Below are 19,300 nucleotides of genomic sequence, written 5' to 3'. Positions count from 1 at the left end.
CCCGCCGCCGCTGGCAAGCGTATTGTGGCGGTGACTGCCTGCCCGACCGGGGTGGCTCACACCTTTATGTCGGCAGAAGCGCTGGAAACCATGGCCAAACAGCTGGGTTATCAGATCCGCGTCGAGACCCAAGGCTCGGTCGGTGCCCAAAACGCCCTGACTGCCGAGGAGATTGCATCTGCCGATCTGGTGTTCCTCGCCACCGATATCGAGGTGGACATGGCCCGTTTCGACGGTAAGCCGGTCTATCGCACCAGCACCGGTGCGGCACTGAAGAAAACCCGCGCCGAGCTCGACAAGGCGTGGACCGAGGCGAAAACCTATCGCCACAGCGGTGCCAGCCAGCCCAAGAAAGAGGAAAAAGCCGGCCCCTACAAGCACCTGTTGACCGGTGTCTCCTTCATGCTGCCGATGGTGGTGGCGGGCGGCCTTATCATCGCGCTCTCGTTCGTGTTCGGTATCGAGGCGTTCAAGGTGGAAGGCACTCTGGCCGCGGCTCTGATGAAGATCGGTGGCGGCTCTGCCTTTGCCCTGATGATCCCGGTGCTGGCCGGTTACATTGCCTACTCCATCGCTGACCGCCCGGGTCTCGCTCCCGGCATGATCGGCGGCATGCTGGCAAGCTCGCTGGGCGCCGGTTTCCTCGGTGGGATCGTGGCCGGTTTTCTGGCTGGTTACAGCGCCAAGTACCTGAGCGACAAGGTGCGCCTGCCGGTGACCCTGGAAGCGCTCAAGCCGATCCTTATCATTCCGCTCTTTGCCAGCCTCTTTACCGGTCTGGTGATGATCTACGTAGTGGGTGGTCCGGTGGCCGGCATCATGAATGCCATGACCGAGTTCCTCAACAACATGGGCTCTGCCAACGCCGTGCTGCTGGGTGTCATCATCGGCGCCATGATGTGCTTCGACATGGGCGGCCCGGTCAACAAGGCAGCCTACGCCTTCGGGGTCGGCCTGCTGGCCTCCAAAACCTATGCCCCGATGGCTGCCGTGATGGCCGCCGGTATGGTGCCGGCACTGGGTATGGGTATCGCCACCTTCCTGGCCCGCACCAAGTTCATCAAGGCGGAGCAGGAAGCGGGCAAAGCTTCCTTCGTGTTGGGTCTGTGCTTTATCTCCGAGGGGGCCATTCCGTTTGCCGCCAAGGATCCGATGCGCGTTATCCCGGCCTGTATGGTCGGCGGCGCCCTGACCGGTGCGCTCTCCATGCTGTTCGGCTGCGAGCTGATGGCTCCCCACGGCGGTCTGTTTGTGCTCTTCATCCCGCACGCCATCAGCAACGTCATGATGTATATCGTGGCGATTGCGGCAGGTTCGCTGCTGACCGGTGTCTCCTACGCCATGCTCAAGCGCGGTGAAGAGCAGGCCAAACTGGCCACCGCATAAGCCTTGCCACCCGACAAAACGTCATAACCAAGAGCGGCCTGCGGGCCGCTTTTGGTTTTGCCGAGGGTATAGGTGAGCTGTGAGAGGGGATTGCAGGTAGGCGGAGGTTAAAAATCCCAGCCCGGTTGTTCTGGCTGCTCGGGTTGGGCTCCTTCCTGTGCCTTGCGGCGGGCTGTTTCAACCCGCGCCTTGCGGGCGCGACACAGACGCATCACATCCTGCTGCTGGGCGGGGGTCATGGCGAGCCAGTTGAAACGCTCCTCGCGGCTGCGCAAACACCCTTTGCAGTAGCCCTTGTTGTTCACTTCGCAGACCCCGATGCAGGGGCTCTGCAGCGGGAAGATTTCGAGCTGTTCCATCCATCACCTCGCACATCCTGTCACCTTGTTATAACCCAGCCGTCACCTTTGGCGAAATCCCTCTTCAAGTGATTGATGTCGTTTGCTTTCCCCCTGCAAATTTGGCATCTTCCCCGCCGAGCATGGCTATTGGCGTTATATGAGGACATATGAATAAACACGCGTACTGGCTGACCGCCGTGGTGCTGGGTCTGGCCGGGTGTGCAGGCAACTCTGAGCAAAATCAGGTGCCCAAAAAACAGACCGACAACAGATGTTTCCTAAACTGCGAGGTGCCGGTAAATCTCGGCAAGCAGTATCTGGACGGCACCTTGCCGGGGGAGCTTGTCAGGGTTGAGCGGGTCAATAGCCGTGCACGAGCCGATTACAGCAAGTTTGGCCCGCAGAGCCGGCTGGTATTGGAGCGTTCCGGCAAAATGAACCGCCGTTATGGCGAGCTCTACCACAAGCTCTCCCGCTGGGTGGCTAACGGCGGCAACCCTACCGACATCACCCGTTACGGTATCAGCCTGGCCCAGCTGGGCGGGGCGGATCGGATGGGTAACGTGCTCTTCACCGGCTACTACTCGCCAGTACTGGAGGTGCGTCGTCGTCCCGATGCCAAGTACAAATATCCTATTTATGCCATGCCCAACTGTGGCAGCCGTTGTCCGACCCGGGCCCAGATCCATCAGGGGGCGCTGGCCAACCGCGGCTTGGAGCTGGGCTACAGCAAATCCCTTATCGACAACTTCCTGATGGACGTACAGGGCTCCGGCTTTGTGCACTATGGCGATGAGGACCGGCTGCAGTATCTGGGCTACAGCGGCAAGAACGGCCACGGTTATGTGAGTATCGGCCGGGTGCTGATCGACCGCGGTGAAGTGCCCAAAGAGCAGATGTCAATGAAAGCCATCAAGGATTGGGCGAGCCGCCAGCCGGAGGAGAGCGTCAAGGAGCTGGTGGAGCAGAACCCCTCCTATGTCTTCTTTGAGCGCCGCCCGACCAACGATGTGATCGGTGCTGCCGGTATTCCGCTGCTGCCAATGGCGGCCGTTGCTGCCGACAAGACCCTGTTGCCGATGGGAACCCCAATCCTCGCCGAAGTGCCCTTGCTCGACAAAGAGGGCAACTGGACCGGCAAGCATCAGCTGCGGCTGTTGATTGCGCTGGATGTGGGCGGAGCGGTGAAGAAGGGCCACCTCGACCTCTACCACGGCATGGGCGAGAAGGCCGGTGTCGCAGCGGGTCACTACAAGCACTTCGGCCGGGTCTGGAAGTTGGGTCTGCACCATGGGCCGACTGCCGCACCCTGGTTGTAACGCCAGAGCTGGCGGGTGGTGTATCAGCCAGCAGCCCACTTAGGCATCGAGATAGATGTAAAAAGCCGCCGGAGCAATCCGGCGGCTTTTTGTTTTGGTCTCTTTGGCTGTACGCACGAGGTGTTGCAAACAGGATCAGCGTTTCTGGATATCCAGCCTGATGGCGCCGACCGGTTTGCAGCAGCAGGGCAGGCACTCTCCCTGCGAGACAAACGCCAGCGGCACGGCGGCGTAGTGCACCGAGCCTGCCAGCAAGGGCGTGCGGCAAGCGCCGCAATAGCCGCTGCGGCACTGGAACTCCACGTGATGACCGTGGCGCTCCAGGGTCTCCAACACGCTTTCGCCGGGATGGGCGTGCAGCACGGCACCATCCCGGGTATGTACCCGCGGTGCCACGATCGCATGCTGTTCGGCAGGCGCGTGCGGGGCAGGGGTCAGCGTGTTGGTGGCGTCACTCACAGTTCGAAATCACCCAGATCGTCGGCATTTACTTCGCTGTCGATCTGACCGACCAGATAGGAGCTTACCTCTACCTCTTGCGGGGCGACCTGTACGTTGTCAGACGACAGCCAGGTGTTGATCCAGGGGATCGGGTTCTGCTTGGTGCCGGCAAAGGCGGGTTGCAGGCCGACCGCGCTCATGCGCAGGTTGGTGATGTACTCAACGTACTGGCAGAGGATGTCCTTGTTCAGGCCGATCATGGAGCCGTCCCGGAACAGGTACTCGGCCCACTCTTTCTCCTGAATGGCTGCTTCCTTGAAGATCTCGAAGCAGGCCTGTTCGCACTCGGCGGCGATCTCGGCCATCTCGGGGTCATCCTGGCCGGTACGCATCAGGTTCAGCATATGCTGCGTCCCTGTCAGATGAAGTGCTTCGTCACGGGCGATCATCTTGATGATCTTGGCGTTGCCTTCCATCAGCTCGCGCTCGGCGAAGGCAAACGAACAGGCGAAGCTGACGTAGAAGCGGATTGCTTCCAGCGCGTTGACGCTCATCAGGCACAGATAGAGTTTCTTCTTCAGCCCGCGCAATGTGATGGTCACCTCGCGGCCAGAGACCGTATGGGTTCCTTCACCGTGCAGGTTGTAGAGCGCGGTCGACTCGATCAGATCGTCGTAGTAGTGGCTGATGGAGCCAGCACGCTTGAGGATCTGCTCGTTGGTCACGATATCGTCGAACACCTGGGCCGGTGAGTTGACGATATTGCGGATGATGTGGGTGTAGGAGCGAGAGTGAATGGTCTCGGAGAAGGCCCAGGTCTCAATCCAGGTTTCCAGCTCCGGAATGGAGACCAGCGGCAGCAGGGCGACGTTCGGGCTGCGGCCCTGGATGGAGTCCAGCAGGGTCTGGTACTTCAGGTTGGAGATGAAGATGTGCTGCTCGTGGGGTGGCAGGGCCTGATAGTCGATGCGATCGTGGGAGACATCCACTTCTTCCGGGCGCCAGAAGAAGGAGAGCTGCTTCTCGATCAGGCGCTCGAACACTTCGTGCTTTTGTTGATCATAACGGGCTACGTTGACCGATTGGCCAAAAAACATCGGCTCTTTGAGCTGGTCGTTTTGGGTTTGGCAGAAAGTTGAATAGGCCATGGTTACCAGAATATGTGAATAGAGAAAACAGGAGAGCGGGAGCTTCATGCTCCCGCCCGGTTATCAGATCTTGCCGTGACTTAGATTTTGCAAGCCCCGCCAGCGCAACCGTCATCTTGCAGATCGGTCTGGGCATCGTCTGCACCATCACGGGTGTTGTGATAGTACAGGGTCTTGAGGCCGTATTTGTAGGCGGTCAGCAAGTCCTTCAGCAGCTGTTTCATCGGCACCTTGTTGCCTTCGAAACGGGCCGGGTCGTAGTTGGTGTTGGCGGAGATCGCCTGATCCACAAACTTCTGCATGATACCGACCAGCTGCAGGTAGCCGTCAACGCTCGGTTGCTTCCAGAGCAATTCGTATTGATCTTTCAGGCGATCATACTCGGGCACCACCTGTTTGAGAATGCCGTCTTTGGAGGCCTTGACCGAGACCAGGCCGCGCGGCGGCTCGATGCCGTTGGTGGCGTTGGAGATCTGGCTGGAGGTCTCGCTCGGCATCAGGGCAGTCAGGGTAGAGTTGCGCAGACCCACGGACTTGATCTCTTCACGCAGACTTTCCCAATCCAGAAGCAGTGGCTCGTTGCACAGTACATCCAGATCCTTCTTATAAGTATCGATAGGCAAAATGCCTTGGGCGTAGGTGGTCTCGCCAAACAGCGGGCAGGGGCCGAACTCGCGGGCCAGCTGCACGGAGGCTTTCAGCAGGTAGTACTGGATCGCTTCGAAAGTGCGGTGAGTCAGCGCCAGACCGGAGCCGTCAGAGTAGCGGGCACCATTCTTGGCCAGGTAGTAGGCGTAGTTGATGACGCCGATCCCCAGAGTACGACGCCCCATGCTGCCACGCTTGGCGGCGGCAATCGGGTAGTCCTGATAGTCGAGCAGGGCATCGAGGGCACGCACGGCCAGATCGGCCATCTCTTCCAGATCTTCCAGCTTGTCGATGGCACCCAGGTTGAAGGCGGAGAGGGTGCACAGGGCGATCTCGCCGTTCTCGTCGTCGATGTTGTTGAGCGGCTTGGTCGGCAGCGCAATCTCAAGGCAGAGGTTGGACTGGCGTACCGGCGCCACGCTCGGATCAAACGGGCTGTGGGTGTTGCAGTGATCGACGTTCTGGATGTAGATGCGACCGGTACCTGCACGCTCCTGCATCATCAGGGAGAAGAGATCGACTGCCTTGAGGGTCTTCTTGCGAATGGCAGGATCCTGCTCGTACTTGACGTAGAGCTCTTCGAACTTGTCCTGATCGGCGAAGAAGGCATCGTACAGACCCGGCGCATCGGACGGGGAGAACAGTGTGATGTCACCGCCCTTGATGAGGCGCTGGTACATCAGCTTGTTGATCTGCACGCCGTAGTCCATGTGACGGACACGGTTCTCTTCCACGCCGCGGTTGTTCTTCAGCACCAGCAGGCTTTCCACTTCGGTGTGCCACAGCGGGTAGAACAGGGTGGCCGCACCGCCGCGCACGCCGCCCTGGGAGCAGCACTTCACGGCAGTCTGGAAGTATTTGTAGAAGGGGATGCAACCGGTGTGGAACGCTTCGCCGCCACGGATGGGGCTGCCCAGACCTCGGATGCGACCAGCGTTGATGCCGATACCGGCGCGCTGGGAGACGTAACGCACGATGGAGCTGGCGGTGGCGTTGATGGAATCCAGGCTGTCGTCGCACTCGATCAGTACGCAGGAGCTGAACTGACGGGTCGGGGTTCGCACGCCGCTCATGATCGGGGTCGGCAGCGAGATCTTGAAGGTCGAGACTGCATCATAGAAGCGCTTGATGTAGTCCAGACGGGTATCTTTCGGGTACTTGGAGAAGAGGCAGGCCGCTACCAGGATGTAGATGAACTGCGGGCTCTCGTAGATCTCGCCGGTGACGCGGTTTTGTACCAGATACTTGCCTTCCAACTGCTTGACCGCCGCGTAGGAGAAGTTCATGTCGCGCCAGTGATCCATGTGCGCGTTCAGCTCTTCGAATTCGGCCTGGGTGTAGTCTCCCAGCAGGTGTTTGTCGTACTTGCCCATGTCGACCAGACGAGCCACGTGCTGGTAGAGGTGGGGCGGTTCGAACTGGCCGTAGGCCTTCTTGCGCAGGTGGAAGATGGCCAGACGGGCAGCCATGTACTGGTAGTCCGGGGTCTGCTCGGAGATGAGGTCAGCCGTTGCCTTGATGATGGTTTCGTGAATGTCGGCGGTACGGATACCGTCATAGAACTGGATGTGGGACTTGAGCTCTACCTGGGAGACCGACACGTTGTCGAGACCCTCGGCGGCCCAGTCCAGCACGCGGTGAATTTTATCCAGATCGATGGGTTCTTTGTGTCCGTTACGCTTCGTCACAAACAAGTTCATTGGCTGATGACCTTTAGTTGATTCCCGAAAAACCATCGCACGCCACCCGGCTGCAGGCGGTCACAGGAGGACGGGCCGGTGCAGTTGTTGGGTAACTATTGTGCGATGAATCACAAGATATAGTGTTATTTTGATGTCGAGCTACAAGATAGTGAGGTCGACTGCGCATTGCAATGTGTGGATAACTGGCTTGCTGTGGATAAATTGTGGGTGTTGTTGTCTCTGTTAGTGGTTGCTCACAGTGAGCGGGTTTTCATTCGTCCGCTTCGTCAAATGCAAGCCTCCCGATCGAAGATGGAAAATTTAAATAACTTTTTTTGCTTGCGAAAAGGGGGCCTTTTTACTAGCAAACCGCGGCTGATTATCCATTGCCCAACAAGGGACAAAAGCTGTCCAGCTCTCGGTTGTCACTGCAAAATGTGAAGCGCACTTTCTCGGTCTGCTTGCTGACAGTTGCCTCAGTGAAATGGGAGCAAGGTTGTCATATGGACTCTTTGCGACAGTTAAAGTTGCCTTGGCTATCCATCTACGCTCTCTTCTCGTTAGCTGTCGGGACAGGAGAAGGCCGCAAAAAAGGGCATCGATCCCTGATGCCCCAACTCTTGCTACGTTACGACCGGCAGTTTCAGCCCAGCTCGTAGCGCAGCCAGTGGTGCAGCGCCTGCACGGTATCAAAGTGCAGATCGGCGCCCCACTGGGCAGGATCTTCCTCATCATTGAGATAGCCCCAGCCAGCGACTGCAGTGCGCATGCCGGCGTTGCGGCCCGCTTCGATGTCGCGCACATGATCCCCCACATAGAGGCAGTGACTCGCTTCGACGCCGAGCTTCTCGCAGGCAAAATACATGGGGGCAGGGTCGGGCTTGCGTACCGGCAGGGTATCGGCGCTGACGGTGACGCCGCAACTGGCGAGCTCGGGCAGGGCCGCCAGCAGCGGCTCGGTGAGAAAGGCTGGCTTGTTGGTGACGATGCCCCAGGGCAGCTGCTTCTCGTCGAGCCACTCGATGAGATCCACCATCCCTTCATAGGGGCGGGTGCCGACGCAAAGATTGGCTGCGTAGTAGTCGAGCAGGGCACTGCGCAGGCGCGTGGTCCCCAGCTCTTCCAGCAGATCATCGCCGAGCCCCGCCCTGAGCAGCCCGAGGGCGCCGTGGGAGGTGGTCTGGCGAATGATCTCGTCAGAAAGCGGCGCAAAGCCTTCGTTTATCAGTACATGGTTGACGGCGGCCCCCAGATCCGGGGCTGTGTCGAGCAGGGTGCCATCCAGATCGAACAGCACACAGCGCAGGGGCAGAGGGTGAGAGGCGCTCATCAACCGTGCTCCGGGCGGACAAACTCCACCATATAGTTGACGTCGACATTTTTGCCGAGCTTGAACTGGTTGGTGAGGGGGGCGTAGTGGACGCCGCTCATGTCCCGCACCAGCAGGCCAGCCGCTTCACCCATGCGACACAGTTCGGCCGGGGTGATGAATTTTTTGTGATCGTGGGTACCCTTGGGCACCATCTTCATCAGGTATTCGGCCCCGATGATCATCATCAGATAGGATTTGGGGTTGCGGTTGATGGTGGAGACGAACACCCGGCCGCCCGGGCGTACCAAAGTCGCGATGGCGCGCAGCACGGAGGCGGGGTCCGGCACATGCTCCAGCATCTCCATGCAGGTGACTACGTCATACTGGCCCGGCACTTCGGCGGCATGGGCTTCGGCGGTGATCTGGCGGTACTCGAGCTCGACACCCTGCTCCAGAGCGTGCAAGCGGGCGACGCCGAGGGGCTCCTTGCCCATGTCGATGCCGGTGACCCTGGCGCCACGGCGGGCCATGCTCTCGGAGAGGATGCCACCACCGCAGCCGATATCGAGCATGCGCTTGCCAAACAGACCGCCACTTTTGTCGGTGATCCAGTCAAGGCGTACCGGATTGATTTGATGCAGGGGTTTGAATTCACCTTCCATGTCCCACCAGCGGGAGGCGATGGCTTCAAACTTGGCGATTTCTGTCAGATCGACATTGGCATCACTGTTCATTTTTCGAAGATCCTGTGGCAGGGCGCCCGCTTCTGAGTCATGGGCGCAATCTATTGTCCTGGCGGGCATTATAACGGACGGACTTTGTCACACCAGCCCGATCTGATACCCGATTTGTGGCTTAAGGTATTTGGCTCAGTGTGTTACCATGTCGCGCTGTTTAAGCCAAAGAACAACTAATTAGGGATAAGGCTTTCTATGAGCGATCTGGCCAGAGAGATCACGCCGGTCAACATCGAAGAAGAGCTCAAGAGTTCCTATCTTGATTACGCCATGAGCGTGATCGTAGGACGAGCTCTGCCGGATGTGCGTGATGGCTTGAAACCGGTTCACCGCCGCGTTCTGTTTGCTATGAACGAGTTGGGGAACGACTGGAACAAGCCCTATAAAAAATCGGCCCGTGTGGTCGGTGACGTAATCGGTAAATATCACCCGCACGGCGATAGCGCTGTGTATGACACCATTGTCCGGATGGCGCAGGATTTCTCCATGCGTTACATGCTGGTCGATGGTCAGGGCAACTTCGGTTCAGTCGACGGCGACAGCGCCGCGGCGATGCGTTATACCGAAGTGCGGATGGCCCGCATCTCACACGAGCTGCTGGCTGATCTGGACAAAGAGACCGTGGACTGGGTGCCGAACTATGACGGCACCGAGATGATCCCGGCGGTCATGCCTACCAAGGTTCCCAACCTGCTGGTCAACGGCTCCTCCGGTATCGCGGTGGGCATGGCGACCAACATTCCGCCTCACAATCTCACCGAGATTGTCAATGGCTGCCTGGCGCTGATCGAGAACGGCGACCTCACCATTGACGAGCTGATGACCTACATCACCGGCCCGGATTTCCCCACCGGCGGCATTATCAACGGTCGTTCCGGCATCGTGCAGGCGTACCGTACCGGTCGTGGCTCCATCTATGTGCGGGCCAAAGCTGAAGTGGAAGTGGACGAGAAGACCAGTCGCGAGACCATCATCGTTCACGAGATCCCCTATCAGGTGAACAAGGCTCGACTGATCGAGAAGATCGCCGAGCTGGTCAAAGAGAAGAAGATCGAGGGCATCAGTGCCCTGCGCGATGAGTCTGACAAAGACGGCATGCGCATCGTTATCGAGATCAAGCGCGGCGAGTCCGGCGAGATTGTGCTGAACAATCTCTACAAGCACACCCAGATGCAGACCACGTTCGGCATCAACATGGTGGCGCTCGATAACAACCAGCCCAAGGTGATGAACCTTAAAGAGATCCTGGATGCGTTCCTGCTGCACCGTCGTGAAGTGGTGACTCGCCGGACCGTGTTCGAACTGCGCAAGGCGCGGGATCGGGCGCACATTTTGGAAGGTCTGGCGGTTGCGCTGGCCAACATCGATCCCATCATCGAGCTTATTCGCCACAGCGCGACCCCGGCCGACGCGAAAGCGGGCCTGGTTGCCAAGGGCTGGGAACTTGGCAACGTGGCCGCCATGCTGGAAAAGGCGGGCGACGACGCGGCACGGCCAGAGTGGCTGGAGCCGGAGTTCGGTATCCGTGAAGGCCAATACTTCCTGACCGAACAGCAAGCCCAGGCCATCCTTGACCTGCGTCTGCACAAGCTGACCGGCCTCGAGCACGAGAAGATCCTGGAAGAGTACCAATCTCTGCTGGATCTGATCGCCGAGCTGCTGCACATCCTGGCGAGCCCGGCTCGTCTGATGGAAGTGATCCGCGATGAACTGCTGGCCGTGCGCGAGCAGTATGGCGACGAGCGTCGCACCGAGATCAGCATGTCCAGTGCCGAGATCAACATCGAAGATCTGATCACCCCGGAAGATGTGGTGGTTACCCTGTCTCACCAGGGCTATGTGAAGTATCAGCCGCTCTCCGACTACGAGGCCCAGCGCCGCGGTGGTCGTGGCAAGTCGGCCACCCGGATCAAGGAAGAGGACTTTGTGGAGCGTCTGCTGGTGGCCAACACCCACGACACCATTCTGTGCTTCTCCACCCGTGGCAAGGTCTACTGGCTCAAGGTTTACCAGCTGCCGGAAGCGTCCCGTGGCGCCCGTGGTCGTCCGATCATCAACCTGCTGCCGCTGGAAGAGGGTGAGCGTATCACCGCCATCCTGCCGGTGAAGGAATATGACGCCGAGAAGTATGTGTTCTTCGCCACCGCCAACGGTACCGTGAAGAAGACCAGCCTCTCTGACTTCAGCCGTCCGCTCTCCTCCGGTATCCGCGCCATCAACCTCAAAGAGGGTGATGAGCTGATCGGGGTGGATATCACCGATGGCAGCAACGAGATCATGCTCTTCTCCGATGCGGGTAAAGTCGTTCGCTTCGCGGAAGGCAGCGGTCGCGCTGATGCCGATGTCAGCGATGACGTTGAAACCGACGACGATGCCGGCAATGACGATGATGGCAGCGACAACGGCGAAGGCACCGAAAGCAAGGTCACCTTCAAGGGCGTGCGTCCCATGGGTCGTACCGCCGCCGGTGTACGCGGCATCAAGCTGGGCGCTGGTGACAAGGTGGTTTCCCTCATCGTTCCGCGCGGCGAAGGTGCCATCCTCACCGCCACCGAGAACGGTTACGGCAAGCGGACTGCGTTGGCCGAATACCCGACCAAGAGCCGTGGTACCCAGGGCGTTATCTCCATCAAGGTGGATGAGCGCAATGGCAAGGTGATCGATGCGATCCAGGTCGAAGATACCGACCAGATCATGCTGATCACCAACGGCGGTACCCTGGTGCGTACCCGTGTTGCCGAGGTGAGCGTCATTGGCCGTAACACCGGCGGTGTCCGTCTGATCCGTACCGGTGAAGACGAGACCGTGGTTGGCCTGCAGCGCATCGCCGAGAGCGACGAAGACGAGAACGACGCTTTGGGCGTTGACGGTGAGGTATCTGAAGGTACCGATACCGCGACCGGCACTGATGCAGTCGATGCAGGGGAAGCGGGCGACGAGTAATCGTCACCTGTTACCCGAGCAACGTCTCTGATCAAAAAGAGCGACCCTGGTGGTCGCTCTTTTTATTTGTCTGCTTATGACAGGCGACTGAAAGTCGGGCAGGGTGCTGGCCTGATCACTCCTGCAGCCACATTCTGGCGCTACGGGCGGGAATGGCGACCCGTACCCACTGGCTCTGCACGTTGACCACGGCGCCTTGGTCGAGCACGTCCCGATAGTTGCGATACCAGTTCATCTCGAACCTGGCGGTATCGAGCCAGTACTCCTGTTCGTAGTCGCACTTGTTGATGCCGACCAGGCCCTGTTTGCCCCGTTTGAACAGCACGAAGCAGTCGCTACTGCCGACCAGCTGCATCGGTTGGCCTTGCACCGTATTGTGGAAGCGGATCATCCCCTTGAGATCGGCGCGCTGGTAGTAATCCTGCCAGCGTAGTCCATCCTTGGCCTGGGTCTCGCCGTGATCCGAATAGACCAGTGGCGAGCCACCATCGCGGCCGAGCAGGTAGGCATAGGCCAGCTTCTCGTCAGTCTGGCTCAGGATCTGATAGCGGAAGCCGTCGTTGGTGGGGGTGTCGTGGGTCACGGCAAAGGTGACGGCTCGACTGCCCGGTAGCGCCTGACCATAGGCGCCCGGATCCGCCAGCAGGTTCATGCTGCCGCCATACCCCAGCGCGCCGCGCAGGGAGGCAAACAGCGGAAAGTCATAGGCTCCCTGGCCGCTGCTGTCGAGGTAGGGTTTGAGGAAACGCTCGTAATCGGTGCTGCCTGCGCCCCCCGTGGTGATCACCTCGCCAAACACGTGCATCCCCTGTTTGATCTCGGGGGTGAATACGGCATTGATCTGGTAATCGCTCATGTGTTTGACCGCATCGACCCGAAAACCCTTGATCCCCATCCCCTTGAGCGCCTTGAGATAGGCCTGTTGCTGGCTCACCACCCAGTTGTTGGGATCCAGATCCGGCAGCCCCTTGTCACCGGCACCGCCACAGAGTCGCCAATACTGGACATGACCCGGATCGCTCCAGTCGCCGATGCACCCTTCCGGATGAAAATCCTGACCGGAGAGGAAGTTTTGCCCCAGATCGCCAAACAGTTTCTGGCGCTCGAAATAGGCCGGGTTGCTGGCGTAGCTTTGTAGCAGCTCGTTGCCGGGATAGTTGAGATCGCTGCGTTTCCAGCTTTCGTTGGCCATGTGGTTGAGCACCACATCGGCATAGACGGCGATACCCCGCGCCTTCATGGCGGCGATCAGCTGCTCGAGATCCTGCTTGTTACCAAGAGGGGAGTCGACAAGGCGCAGATCCTGCGGCTGGTAACGGGCCCACCACTCGTTGCCTGATGATTTGAGAGGCGGTGAGATGAGTACCTGTTTGTAGCCAGCCGACTTGATAAGGTCGGCTTTAGCGGTCACTTCACTGTACTTCCAGTTGAAGGCGTGGAGTATGACGTCGGCGTGCGCCAAGGGGGCGATCAGCATGCCTGCGATCGCCCATATTCCCGCTGTGTGTTTCATTATTGTGTCCCTGTTTTTATAGATGCCTGAATGGGCAAGCCAGCTTTGGCGGGAACAGAGTGAGCTGCAATCCACAACCTGCAGATTTGTGACCGCTTTCAGGATGATTTCGCCGAATATGTGAACTGTTTCGGCTTTTCCTCGCCACCGCCAGTTGCTTTTTTACAAGTGATTTTTTTGTCATTTCCCTGTCATTCCCAGCCGCTATCCTGCCAGGGGAGTGGTGCGTTGTTGCTATCACCTTCACCGTCAGGAGCTGCATATGACAAGTTGGATCACGTGGGAAATTTGGTGGAGCCGGGTATGGGGCGAGTCAGAGGTGCCGCAGTATGAAGAGGATGAGCACGAAGTGGCTCATGAACCCTCGCGGCTGCCGGTTGAAATGGTGCAACAGGATCGTGATCAGCGCGCAGGCTAAGGCGTTAGCCCTCTCTATTAGCGGGTAGCGCTTTCTTGCGGCGACATGGCTACTTCGTTGGCCAATTTGGAAAATTAGGAAAGCGGGTTTTCCACAGGATGTATCGCGGCATATCTTCCTCTCAACCTCTTGGCACGCCTGATGTGTGAAGGGCGTGAGCAGGGGGATTAGAAGAGCGACAGCTGCTCCCCGGGGCGGATAAACCTATCCAGTCTGAGCTGAATATGACGTTTGCCCAGATCGAGGCGCTTGCTGATGAGGCGAAAGCGCTGGGCCAGCAGGTCGGCAAAGTGCCCCTCACCGCGCATGCGGGTACCGAAGGCGGTACTGTTGAGCCCGCCACCGCGGCTGGCTCGCAACTGATTCAAAATAGTCTCCTTCTGGCCCGGATAGTGGGTATCGAGCCAGTCACAAAATAGCGGCGCCAGCTCGTGGGGCAGCCGCAGCAGGATGTAATCGGCGCAGCTGGCGCCAGCATCGGCGGCCGATTTGATGATCTGCTCCAGCTCCGGTTCATTGAGCCGCGGGATCATGGGGGCGGCCAATACCCCCACCTGTACGCCAGCGTTGGCCAGCTTCTCGATCACTTTCAAGCGGCCGGCGCCCGTGCTGGCGCGGGGCTCCAGCTGTCGGCGCAGGGTTTCGTTCAAGGTCGTCACCGATACCATCACCTGACACAGTCCTTCTCTGGCCAGCTCGGTCAACAGATCGAGGTCGCGCAAGATCATGGCGCTCTTGGTAATGAGCCCGACCGGATGGCGGTGGGCCAGCATCACTTCCAGCAACTGCCGGGTGAGGCGATAGCGCTGCTCGATGGGTTGATAGGGGTCGGTATTGGCGCCAATGAAGATGGTCTGTGGCTGATAGGCAGGTTTGGCAAACTCCCGGCGCAGCAGATCGGCTGCATTGCGTTTGGCAAACAGCTTGCTCTCGAAATCAAGGCCAGGGGAGAGCTCCAGATAGGCATGGCTTGGTCTGGCATAGCAGTAGATGCAGCCGTGTTCGCACCCCTGATAGGGGTTGATGGAGCGACCAAAGGGGACATCCGGAGAGCTGTTGTAGCTGATGATGCTGCGTGCATCGATCTCCCGCACCTCGGTGCCAGGCACAGAAGGAGTGAAGGTGGCATCCCCATCGGGCGATTGCCAGCCGTCATCGACCGCTTCGACAAGGGGGCCGCTAAAACGGTGATCGATATTGTGGGGACTGCCTCGTCCTGCCATGGTGCGCACCAGTACTGTTTATACATACAGTTATTTTGCAGGTGCCCCGGATAAATGACAACTACTGCTGAGCGACCGGGTACAAAAAGGGTTGTTGCAGGGATCTCTTGCTTGATTGCGGCGCTACATTTCGTTTACATAGACGAAATGAGAACTGGATCACGGAAATCATCATGAGCCCCACCACTTCCCGTTGGCTATTTATCGGTCTGATTGCGCTGGTTATCTGGCGTCAGCTTCCGCTCTCCACCGAGCAGGAGATGGCTGCTGCCAACCGTGCCTGGCGTATCGGTCACTTCGATGAGGCGACCCGGATCTGGTCGCCACTGGCCGATCAAGGCCAACCTCGGGCGCAAGCCTTGATGGGCTGGAGCCATGAAGTGGGGCAGGGGAGCGAGCAGGATATCAATCGGGCCATCACGCTCTATCGCCAGTCGGCGCAGGCGGGCGATTCCTTTGGCCAATACCGGTTGGCGGATGCCTATTTGCGTGGCACCGGGGTGAAGCGGGATCTGCGCGAAGCCTTTCACTGGATGGATCTTGCCGCCCGTAATGGCGATGTGCCGGCGATGCTGAAAGTCGGGGTACTCCATCTGATGGGGGCGAGCGGGCGTGTCGATCTCTCGCAGGGGAAACAGTGGCTCTATCAGGCGGCTCAAAAGGGCAACAAACTGGCGCTTCAGGTGCTGCAAGAGCTGGCGCTGGCAGAGGAGGGGAGCAGTGACTTTGACTTCAACTGGCAATCCCTGCTTGGTGAATAGTCGGCAGGCGACTCATTTGACTGTAGAAAATATCTGCAAATCCGATACAGCGCGCCCGACTTCTGGTAGCATGGGGCCGTTTTGGCTTGGTTTGTCACGTTAGACACGCTGTTTGCGTGTCAGGCCGTCTTCGCAAAGTGCTGTGGAGAACCAGAACATCACCTTTTTGAATCTCTTTTCCATCCCGCATGTGACCTTTGGTAGGGGTCACCACTGTATAAGGAAACACATAATGCCAATCATTACTCTGCCTGACGGCAGCCAACGTCAATTTGCCCACTCTGTTTCCGTCATGGATGTGGCTGCGGACATCGGTCCCGGTCTCGCCAAGGCGTGCATTGCCGGTCGGGTAAACGGTGAACTGGTAGATGCGTGCGAGCTGATCGACGCCGATGCTGCGCTGGCCATCATCACCGCCAAAGACGAAGAAGGTCTGGACATCCTGCGCCACTCCTGCGCCCACTTGCTGGGTCATGCTATCAAGCAACTCTGGCCCCAGACCAAGATGGCCATCGGTCCTGTCATCGACAACGGCTTCTACTATGACGTTGATCTTGACCGTACCCTGACCGATGAAGATCTGGCTGCCCTGGAAGAGCGCATGCTGGCGCTGGTAGCCAAGGATTACGACGTCATCAAGAAGAAAGTCTCTTGGCAAGAAGCGCGCGATGTATTCGAGGCGCGCGGCGAGTCTTACAAAGTCGAAATCCTGGATCAGAACATTGCCCGTGATGACCAGCCAGGTCTCTATCATCACGAAGAGTACATCGACATGTGTCGTGGCCCGCACGTGCCCAACATGCGTCACTGCCACCACTTCAAGTTGCTGAAGATGTCCGGCGCCTACTGGCGTGGCGACTCCAACAACAAGATGCTGCAACGTATCTACGGTACCGCCTGGGCTGACAAGAAGCAGCTCAAGGCCTATCTGCAGCGTCTGGAAGAGGCCGCCAAGCGCGACCACCGCAAGATCGGCAAGCAGCTCGACCTGTATCACATGCAGGAAGAGGCGCCGGGCATGGTGTTCTGGCACAACGATGGCTGGACCATCTTCCGTGAGCTGGAAACCTTTATCCGCGGCAAGCTCAAAGAGTACGACTATCAGGAAGTGAAAGGTCCGTTCATGATGGACCGCGTTCTGTGGGAGCGTTCAGGTCACTGGGAGAAATACGCCCAGGCCATGTTCACTACCCAGTCCGAAAACCGCGAGTACGCCATCAAGCCGATGAACTGCCCGGGTCACGTCCAGATCTTCAACCAGGGTCTGAAGTCCTACCGCGATCTGCCGCTGCGTATGGCCGAGTTTGGTTCCTGCCACCGCAACGAGCCGTCCGGTTCCCTGCACGGTCTGATGCGGGTGCGCGGCTTCACTCAGGATGACGCTCACATCTTCTGTACCGAAGAGCAGATCATGGAAGAGGTCTCCGGCTGTATTCGTATGGTCTATGACGTCTACGGTACCTTTGGCTTCGAGAACATCGTGGTCAAGCTCTCCACTCGTCCCGAGCAGCGTATCGGCTCTGACGAGATGTGGGATCGCGCCGAGAAAGCGCTGGCAGAAGCGCTGGAGCTCAACGGTCTGAAGTACGATCTGCAGCCGGGTGAAGGGGCGTTCTACGGTCCCAAAATTGAATTTACCCTGCACGATTGCCTTGATCGTGCGTGGCAATGTGGTACCGTGCAGCTCGACTTTGCCCTGCCTGGTCGTCTGGGTGCCACTTATGTGGGCGAAAATAACGATCGCCACGTACCCGTGATGATCCACCGTGCAATTCTGGGCTCCATCGAGCGCTTCATCGGTATTCTGACTGAAGAGTACGCCGGTCTGTTCCCGACCTGGTTGGCACCGACTCAGGCTGTGGTCATGAATATCACGGACAATCAGGCCGATTATGCGGTGAAAGTAGCCAAAGCATTGAATGATGCGGGCCTTCGCGCAAAAGCGGACTTGAGAAATGAGAAGATTGGCTTTAAAATCCGCGAGCATACTTTGAAGCGAGTACCGTTCATGCTGGTCTGTGGCGATAAAGAAGTTGAAGCCGGCCAGATTGCAGTACGTACTCGTAAAGGGGCTGACCTGGGCACTTATCCTGTTGAAGAGTTCATCGCTCTGTTGACCCAGGAAGTTCAGACCCGCGGACAAAAGAAAGTGGAGGAATAAGCTATAAAAGGCGGAAAAAAACTGGGCAAGCAACCGCAAGCCCGCGCTCACCGGATCAATGAAGAGATCCGTCTGAAAGAAGTTCGTCTGACTGGTCTGGATGGTGAAGCCATTGGCATCACCTCCATTCAGGATGCTCTGAACTTGGCCGCAGAGGCCGGAGTTGATCTGGTCGAGATCAGTCCAAATGCTGAGCCGCCCGTTTGCCGGATCATGGATTACGGCAAATTCCTCTACGAAAAGAGCAAAACAACCAAAGAACAGAAGAAAAAGCAGAAAGTCGTCCAGGTCAAGGAAATCAAATTCCGTCCTGGCACTGACGAAGGCGACTATCAGGTAAAACTACGCAACCTGGTTCGCTTTCTGGAAGACGGGGACAAAGCTAAGGTCACCCTGCGCTTCCGTGGTCGTGAAATGGCACACCAGGAGCTTGGTATCAAGGTTCTGGAGCGCGTCAAGAACGATCTGGAAGAGTTGGCCGTAGTCGAGTCGTTCCCGAAAGTCGAAGGCCGTCAAGCTGTGATGGTTCTCGCACCTAAGAAGAAATCTTAAGGCCCACAAGAAATTGACTCATGGGGCTCGCTCCATGAGTCGGTTCGCCTTGCGATTTTGTTGTCACTCACAATGCGGAGTATGAAATGCCGAAGATGAAAACCAACCGGGGCGCCGCAAAGCGCTTCAAGAAGACTGGCTCAGGTCGCTTCAAGTGCAAGCACAACCACCTGCGTCACATCCTGACCAAGAAGAGCAGTAAGCGTAAGCGTCAGCTGGGACCGAAGTTCTTTGTTTCCGCTGCCGACCACAAACGTGTTGTCGCTTGTCTGCCGTACGCATAAGGGGGGATGTGAAAAATGCCAAGAGTTAAACGTGGTGTGACTGCTCGTGCTCGTCACAAGAAAGTAATGAAAGCCGCCAAGGGTTACTACGGCGCCCGTTCCCGTGTTTACCGCGTAGCGGTACAAGCGGTAACCAAAGCTGGTCAGTATGCCTACCGTGACCGTCGCCAGAAAAAGCGTCAGTTCCGTCAGCTGTGGATTGCACGTATCAACGCTGCTGCCCGTCAGAACGGTCTGTCCTACAGCCGTCTGATCAACGGTCTGAAGAAGGCTTCTATCGAGATCGATCGCAAGATCCTGTCCGATATCGCCGTTCACGACAAGCTGGCTTTCACCGCCCTGGTTGAAAAAGCTAAAGCAGCTCTGGTCTAATCCAGCTCTGTTATAAAAAATAAAGGAGGCTCAGGCCTCCTTTTTTGTTGGTGTAATAT

17 protein-coding genes are annotated in these 19,300 nt (G+C 58.1%); 9 read left to right on the top strand and 8 right to left on the bottom strand.

What is annotated here, in order from left to right; all coding sequences use genetic code 11:
* A partial coding sequence (locus AACS24_RS20145; protein ID WP_258223006.1) for a fructose-specific PTS transporter subunit EIIC occupies window positions 1–1,386 on the top strand: 1,386 nt, incomplete at its 5' end.
* Window positions 1,387–1,493: 107 nt separating this feature from the next.
* Here the strand turns inward: AACS24_RS20145 and AACS24_RS20140 are convergent.
* A complete protein-coding gene (locus tag AACS24_RS20140) occupies window positions 1,494–1,745 on the bottom strand; it encodes a DUF1289 domain-containing protein (RefSeq protein WP_108571794.1) in 252 nt (83 codons plus the stop codon).
* Between the two features lie 149 nt (window positions 1,746–1,894).
* Between AACS24_RS20140 and mltA the strand changes: the two genes are divergently transcribed.
* Entirely contained in the window at window positions 1,895–3,046 is a 1,152-nt protein-coding gene (gene mltA, locus AACS24_RS20135; RefSeq protein WP_108571793.1) for a murein transglycosylase A, read from the top strand.
* Window positions 3,047–3,181: 135 nt separating this feature from the next.
* Here the strand turns inward: mltA and yfaE are convergent, their stop codons facing one another.
* The 5 genes from yfaE to ubiG form a co-directional block, all read right to left on the bottom strand.
* On the bottom strand, window positions 3,182–3,505 hold the full coding sequence (gene yfaE, locus AACS24_RS20130) for a class I ribonucleotide reductase maintenance protein YfaE (protein WP_181364247.1): 324 nt from the start codon (window positions 3,503–3,505) through the stop codon (window positions 3,182–3,184).
* Window positions 3,502–4,635, bottom strand: a complete 1,134-nt coding sequence (gene nrdB, locus AACS24_RS20125; RefSeq protein WP_108571803.1) for a class Ia ribonucleoside-diphosphate reductase subunit beta — start codon at window positions 4,633–4,635, stop codon at window positions 3,502–3,504. Before nrdB ends, yfaE begins: the two co-directional genes overlap by 4 nt.
* Before the next feature lie 80 nt (window positions 4,636–4,715).
* Window positions 4,716–6,983: a class 1a ribonucleoside-diphosphate reductase subunit alpha gene (gene nrdA / locus AACS24_RS20120; protein ID WP_181364246.1), complete on the bottom strand. Its 2,268-nt coding sequence runs from the start codon at window positions 6,981–6,983 to the stop codon at window positions 4,716–4,718.
* Between the two features lie 625 nt (window positions 6,984–7,608).
* Entirely contained in the window at window positions 7,609–8,295 is a 687-nt protein-coding gene (locus AACS24_RS20115; protein WP_108571791.1) for an HAD family hydrolase, read from the bottom strand.
* On the bottom strand, window positions 8,295–9,011 hold the full coding sequence (gene ubiG / locus AACS24_RS20110; protein WP_108571790.1) for a bifunctional 2-polyprenyl-6-hydroxyphenol methylase/3-demethylubiquinol 3-O-methyltransferase UbiG: 717 nt from the start codon (window positions 9,009–9,011) through the stop codon (window positions 8,295–8,297). Before ubiG ends, AACS24_RS20115 begins: the two co-directional genes overlap by 1 nt.
* Before the next feature lie 198 nt (window positions 9,012–9,209).
* Here ubiG and gyrA point away from each other — a divergent pair, with 198 nt between their 5' ends.
* A complete protein-coding gene (gyrA, locus tag AACS24_RS20105) occupies window positions 9,210–11,957 on the top strand; it encodes a DNA topoisomerase (ATP-hydrolyzing) subunit A (protein ID WP_108571789.1) in 2,748 nt (915 codons plus the stop codon).
* A gap of 115 nt (window positions 11,958–12,072) precedes the next feature.
* On the opposite strand, the gene AACS24_RS20100 is transcribed toward gyrA, so the two are convergent.
* On the bottom strand, window positions 12,073–13,470 hold the full coding sequence (locus AACS24_RS20100; protein WP_181364245.1) for an alpha-amylase family protein: 1,398 nt from the start codon (window positions 13,468–13,470) through the stop codon (window positions 12,073–12,075).
* Window positions 13,471–13,732: 262 nt separating this feature from the next.
* Between AACS24_RS20100 and AACS24_RS20095 the strand changes: the two genes are divergently transcribed.
* Window positions 13,733–13,888 carry a hypothetical protein gene (locus AACS24_RS20095; protein ID WP_181364244.1) on the top strand — a complete coding sequence of 52 codons (156 nt, stop codon included), beginning with the start codon at window positions 13,733–13,735 and terminating at the stop codon, window positions 13,886–13,888.
* Between the two features lie 167 nt (window positions 13,889–14,055).
* Here the strand turns inward: AACS24_RS20095 and AACS24_RS20090 are convergent, their stop codons facing one another.
* Entirely contained in the window at window positions 14,056–15,111 is a 1,056-nt protein-coding gene (locus AACS24_RS20090) for a PA0069 family radical SAM protein (RefSeq protein WP_108571787.1), read from the bottom strand.
* 173 nt (window positions 15,112–15,284) lie between these two features.
* On the opposite strand from AACS24_RS20090, the gene AACS24_RS20085 reads away from it, so the two are divergent.
* The 5 genes from AACS24_RS20085 to rplT all read left to right on the top strand — a co-directional run bounded on the left by AACS24_RS20085 (window position 15,285) and on the right by rplT (window position 19,241).
* Complete coding sequence (locus tag AACS24_RS20085) at window positions 15,285–15,872, top strand: tetratricopeptide repeat protein (RefSeq protein WP_181364243.1); 588 nt, start codon at window positions 15,285–15,287, stop codon at window positions 15,870–15,872.
* A gap of 232 nt (window positions 15,873–16,104) precedes the next feature.
* The gene (gene thrS / locus AACS24_RS20080; protein ID WP_108571785.1) at window positions 16,105–18,033 is read left to right on the top strand and encodes a threonine--tRNA ligase; all 1,929 of its coding nucleotides are present in this window, start codon (window positions 16,105–16,107) and stop codon (window positions 18,031–18,033) included.
* A 3-nt stretch (window positions 18,034–18,036) separates the two neighbouring features.
* Window positions 18,037–18,585, top strand: a complete 549-nt coding sequence (gene infC / locus AACS24_RS20075) for a translation initiation factor IF-3 (protein ID WP_084059495.1) — start codon at window positions 18,037–18,039, stop codon at window positions 18,583–18,585.
* 86 nt (window positions 18,586–18,671) lie between these two features.
* Window positions 18,672–18,869: a 50S ribosomal protein L35 gene (gene rpmI, locus AACS24_RS20070; protein WP_005300673.1), complete on the top strand. Its 198-nt coding sequence runs from the start codon at window positions 18,672–18,674 to the stop codon at window positions 18,867–18,869.
* Window positions 18,870–18,884: 15 nt separating this feature from the next.
* Complete coding sequence (gene rplT / locus AACS24_RS20065) at window positions 18,885–19,241, top strand: 50S ribosomal protein L20 (protein ID WP_005300683.1); 357 nt, start codon at window positions 18,885–18,887, stop codon at window positions 19,239–19,241.
* Window positions 19,242–19,300 lie beyond the last annotated feature (59 nt).

This window comes from Aeromonas sp. HMWF016 (assembly GCF_963878195.1).
In the GTDB taxonomy this organism is placed as follows: Bacteria; Pseudomonadota; Gammaproteobacteria; order Enterobacterales; family Aeromonadaceae; genus Aeromonas; species Aeromonas lacus.
The sequence above is the reverse complement of the archived record's forward strand: the minus strand, read 5'-3'. Positions and strand labels throughout refer to the sequence as shown.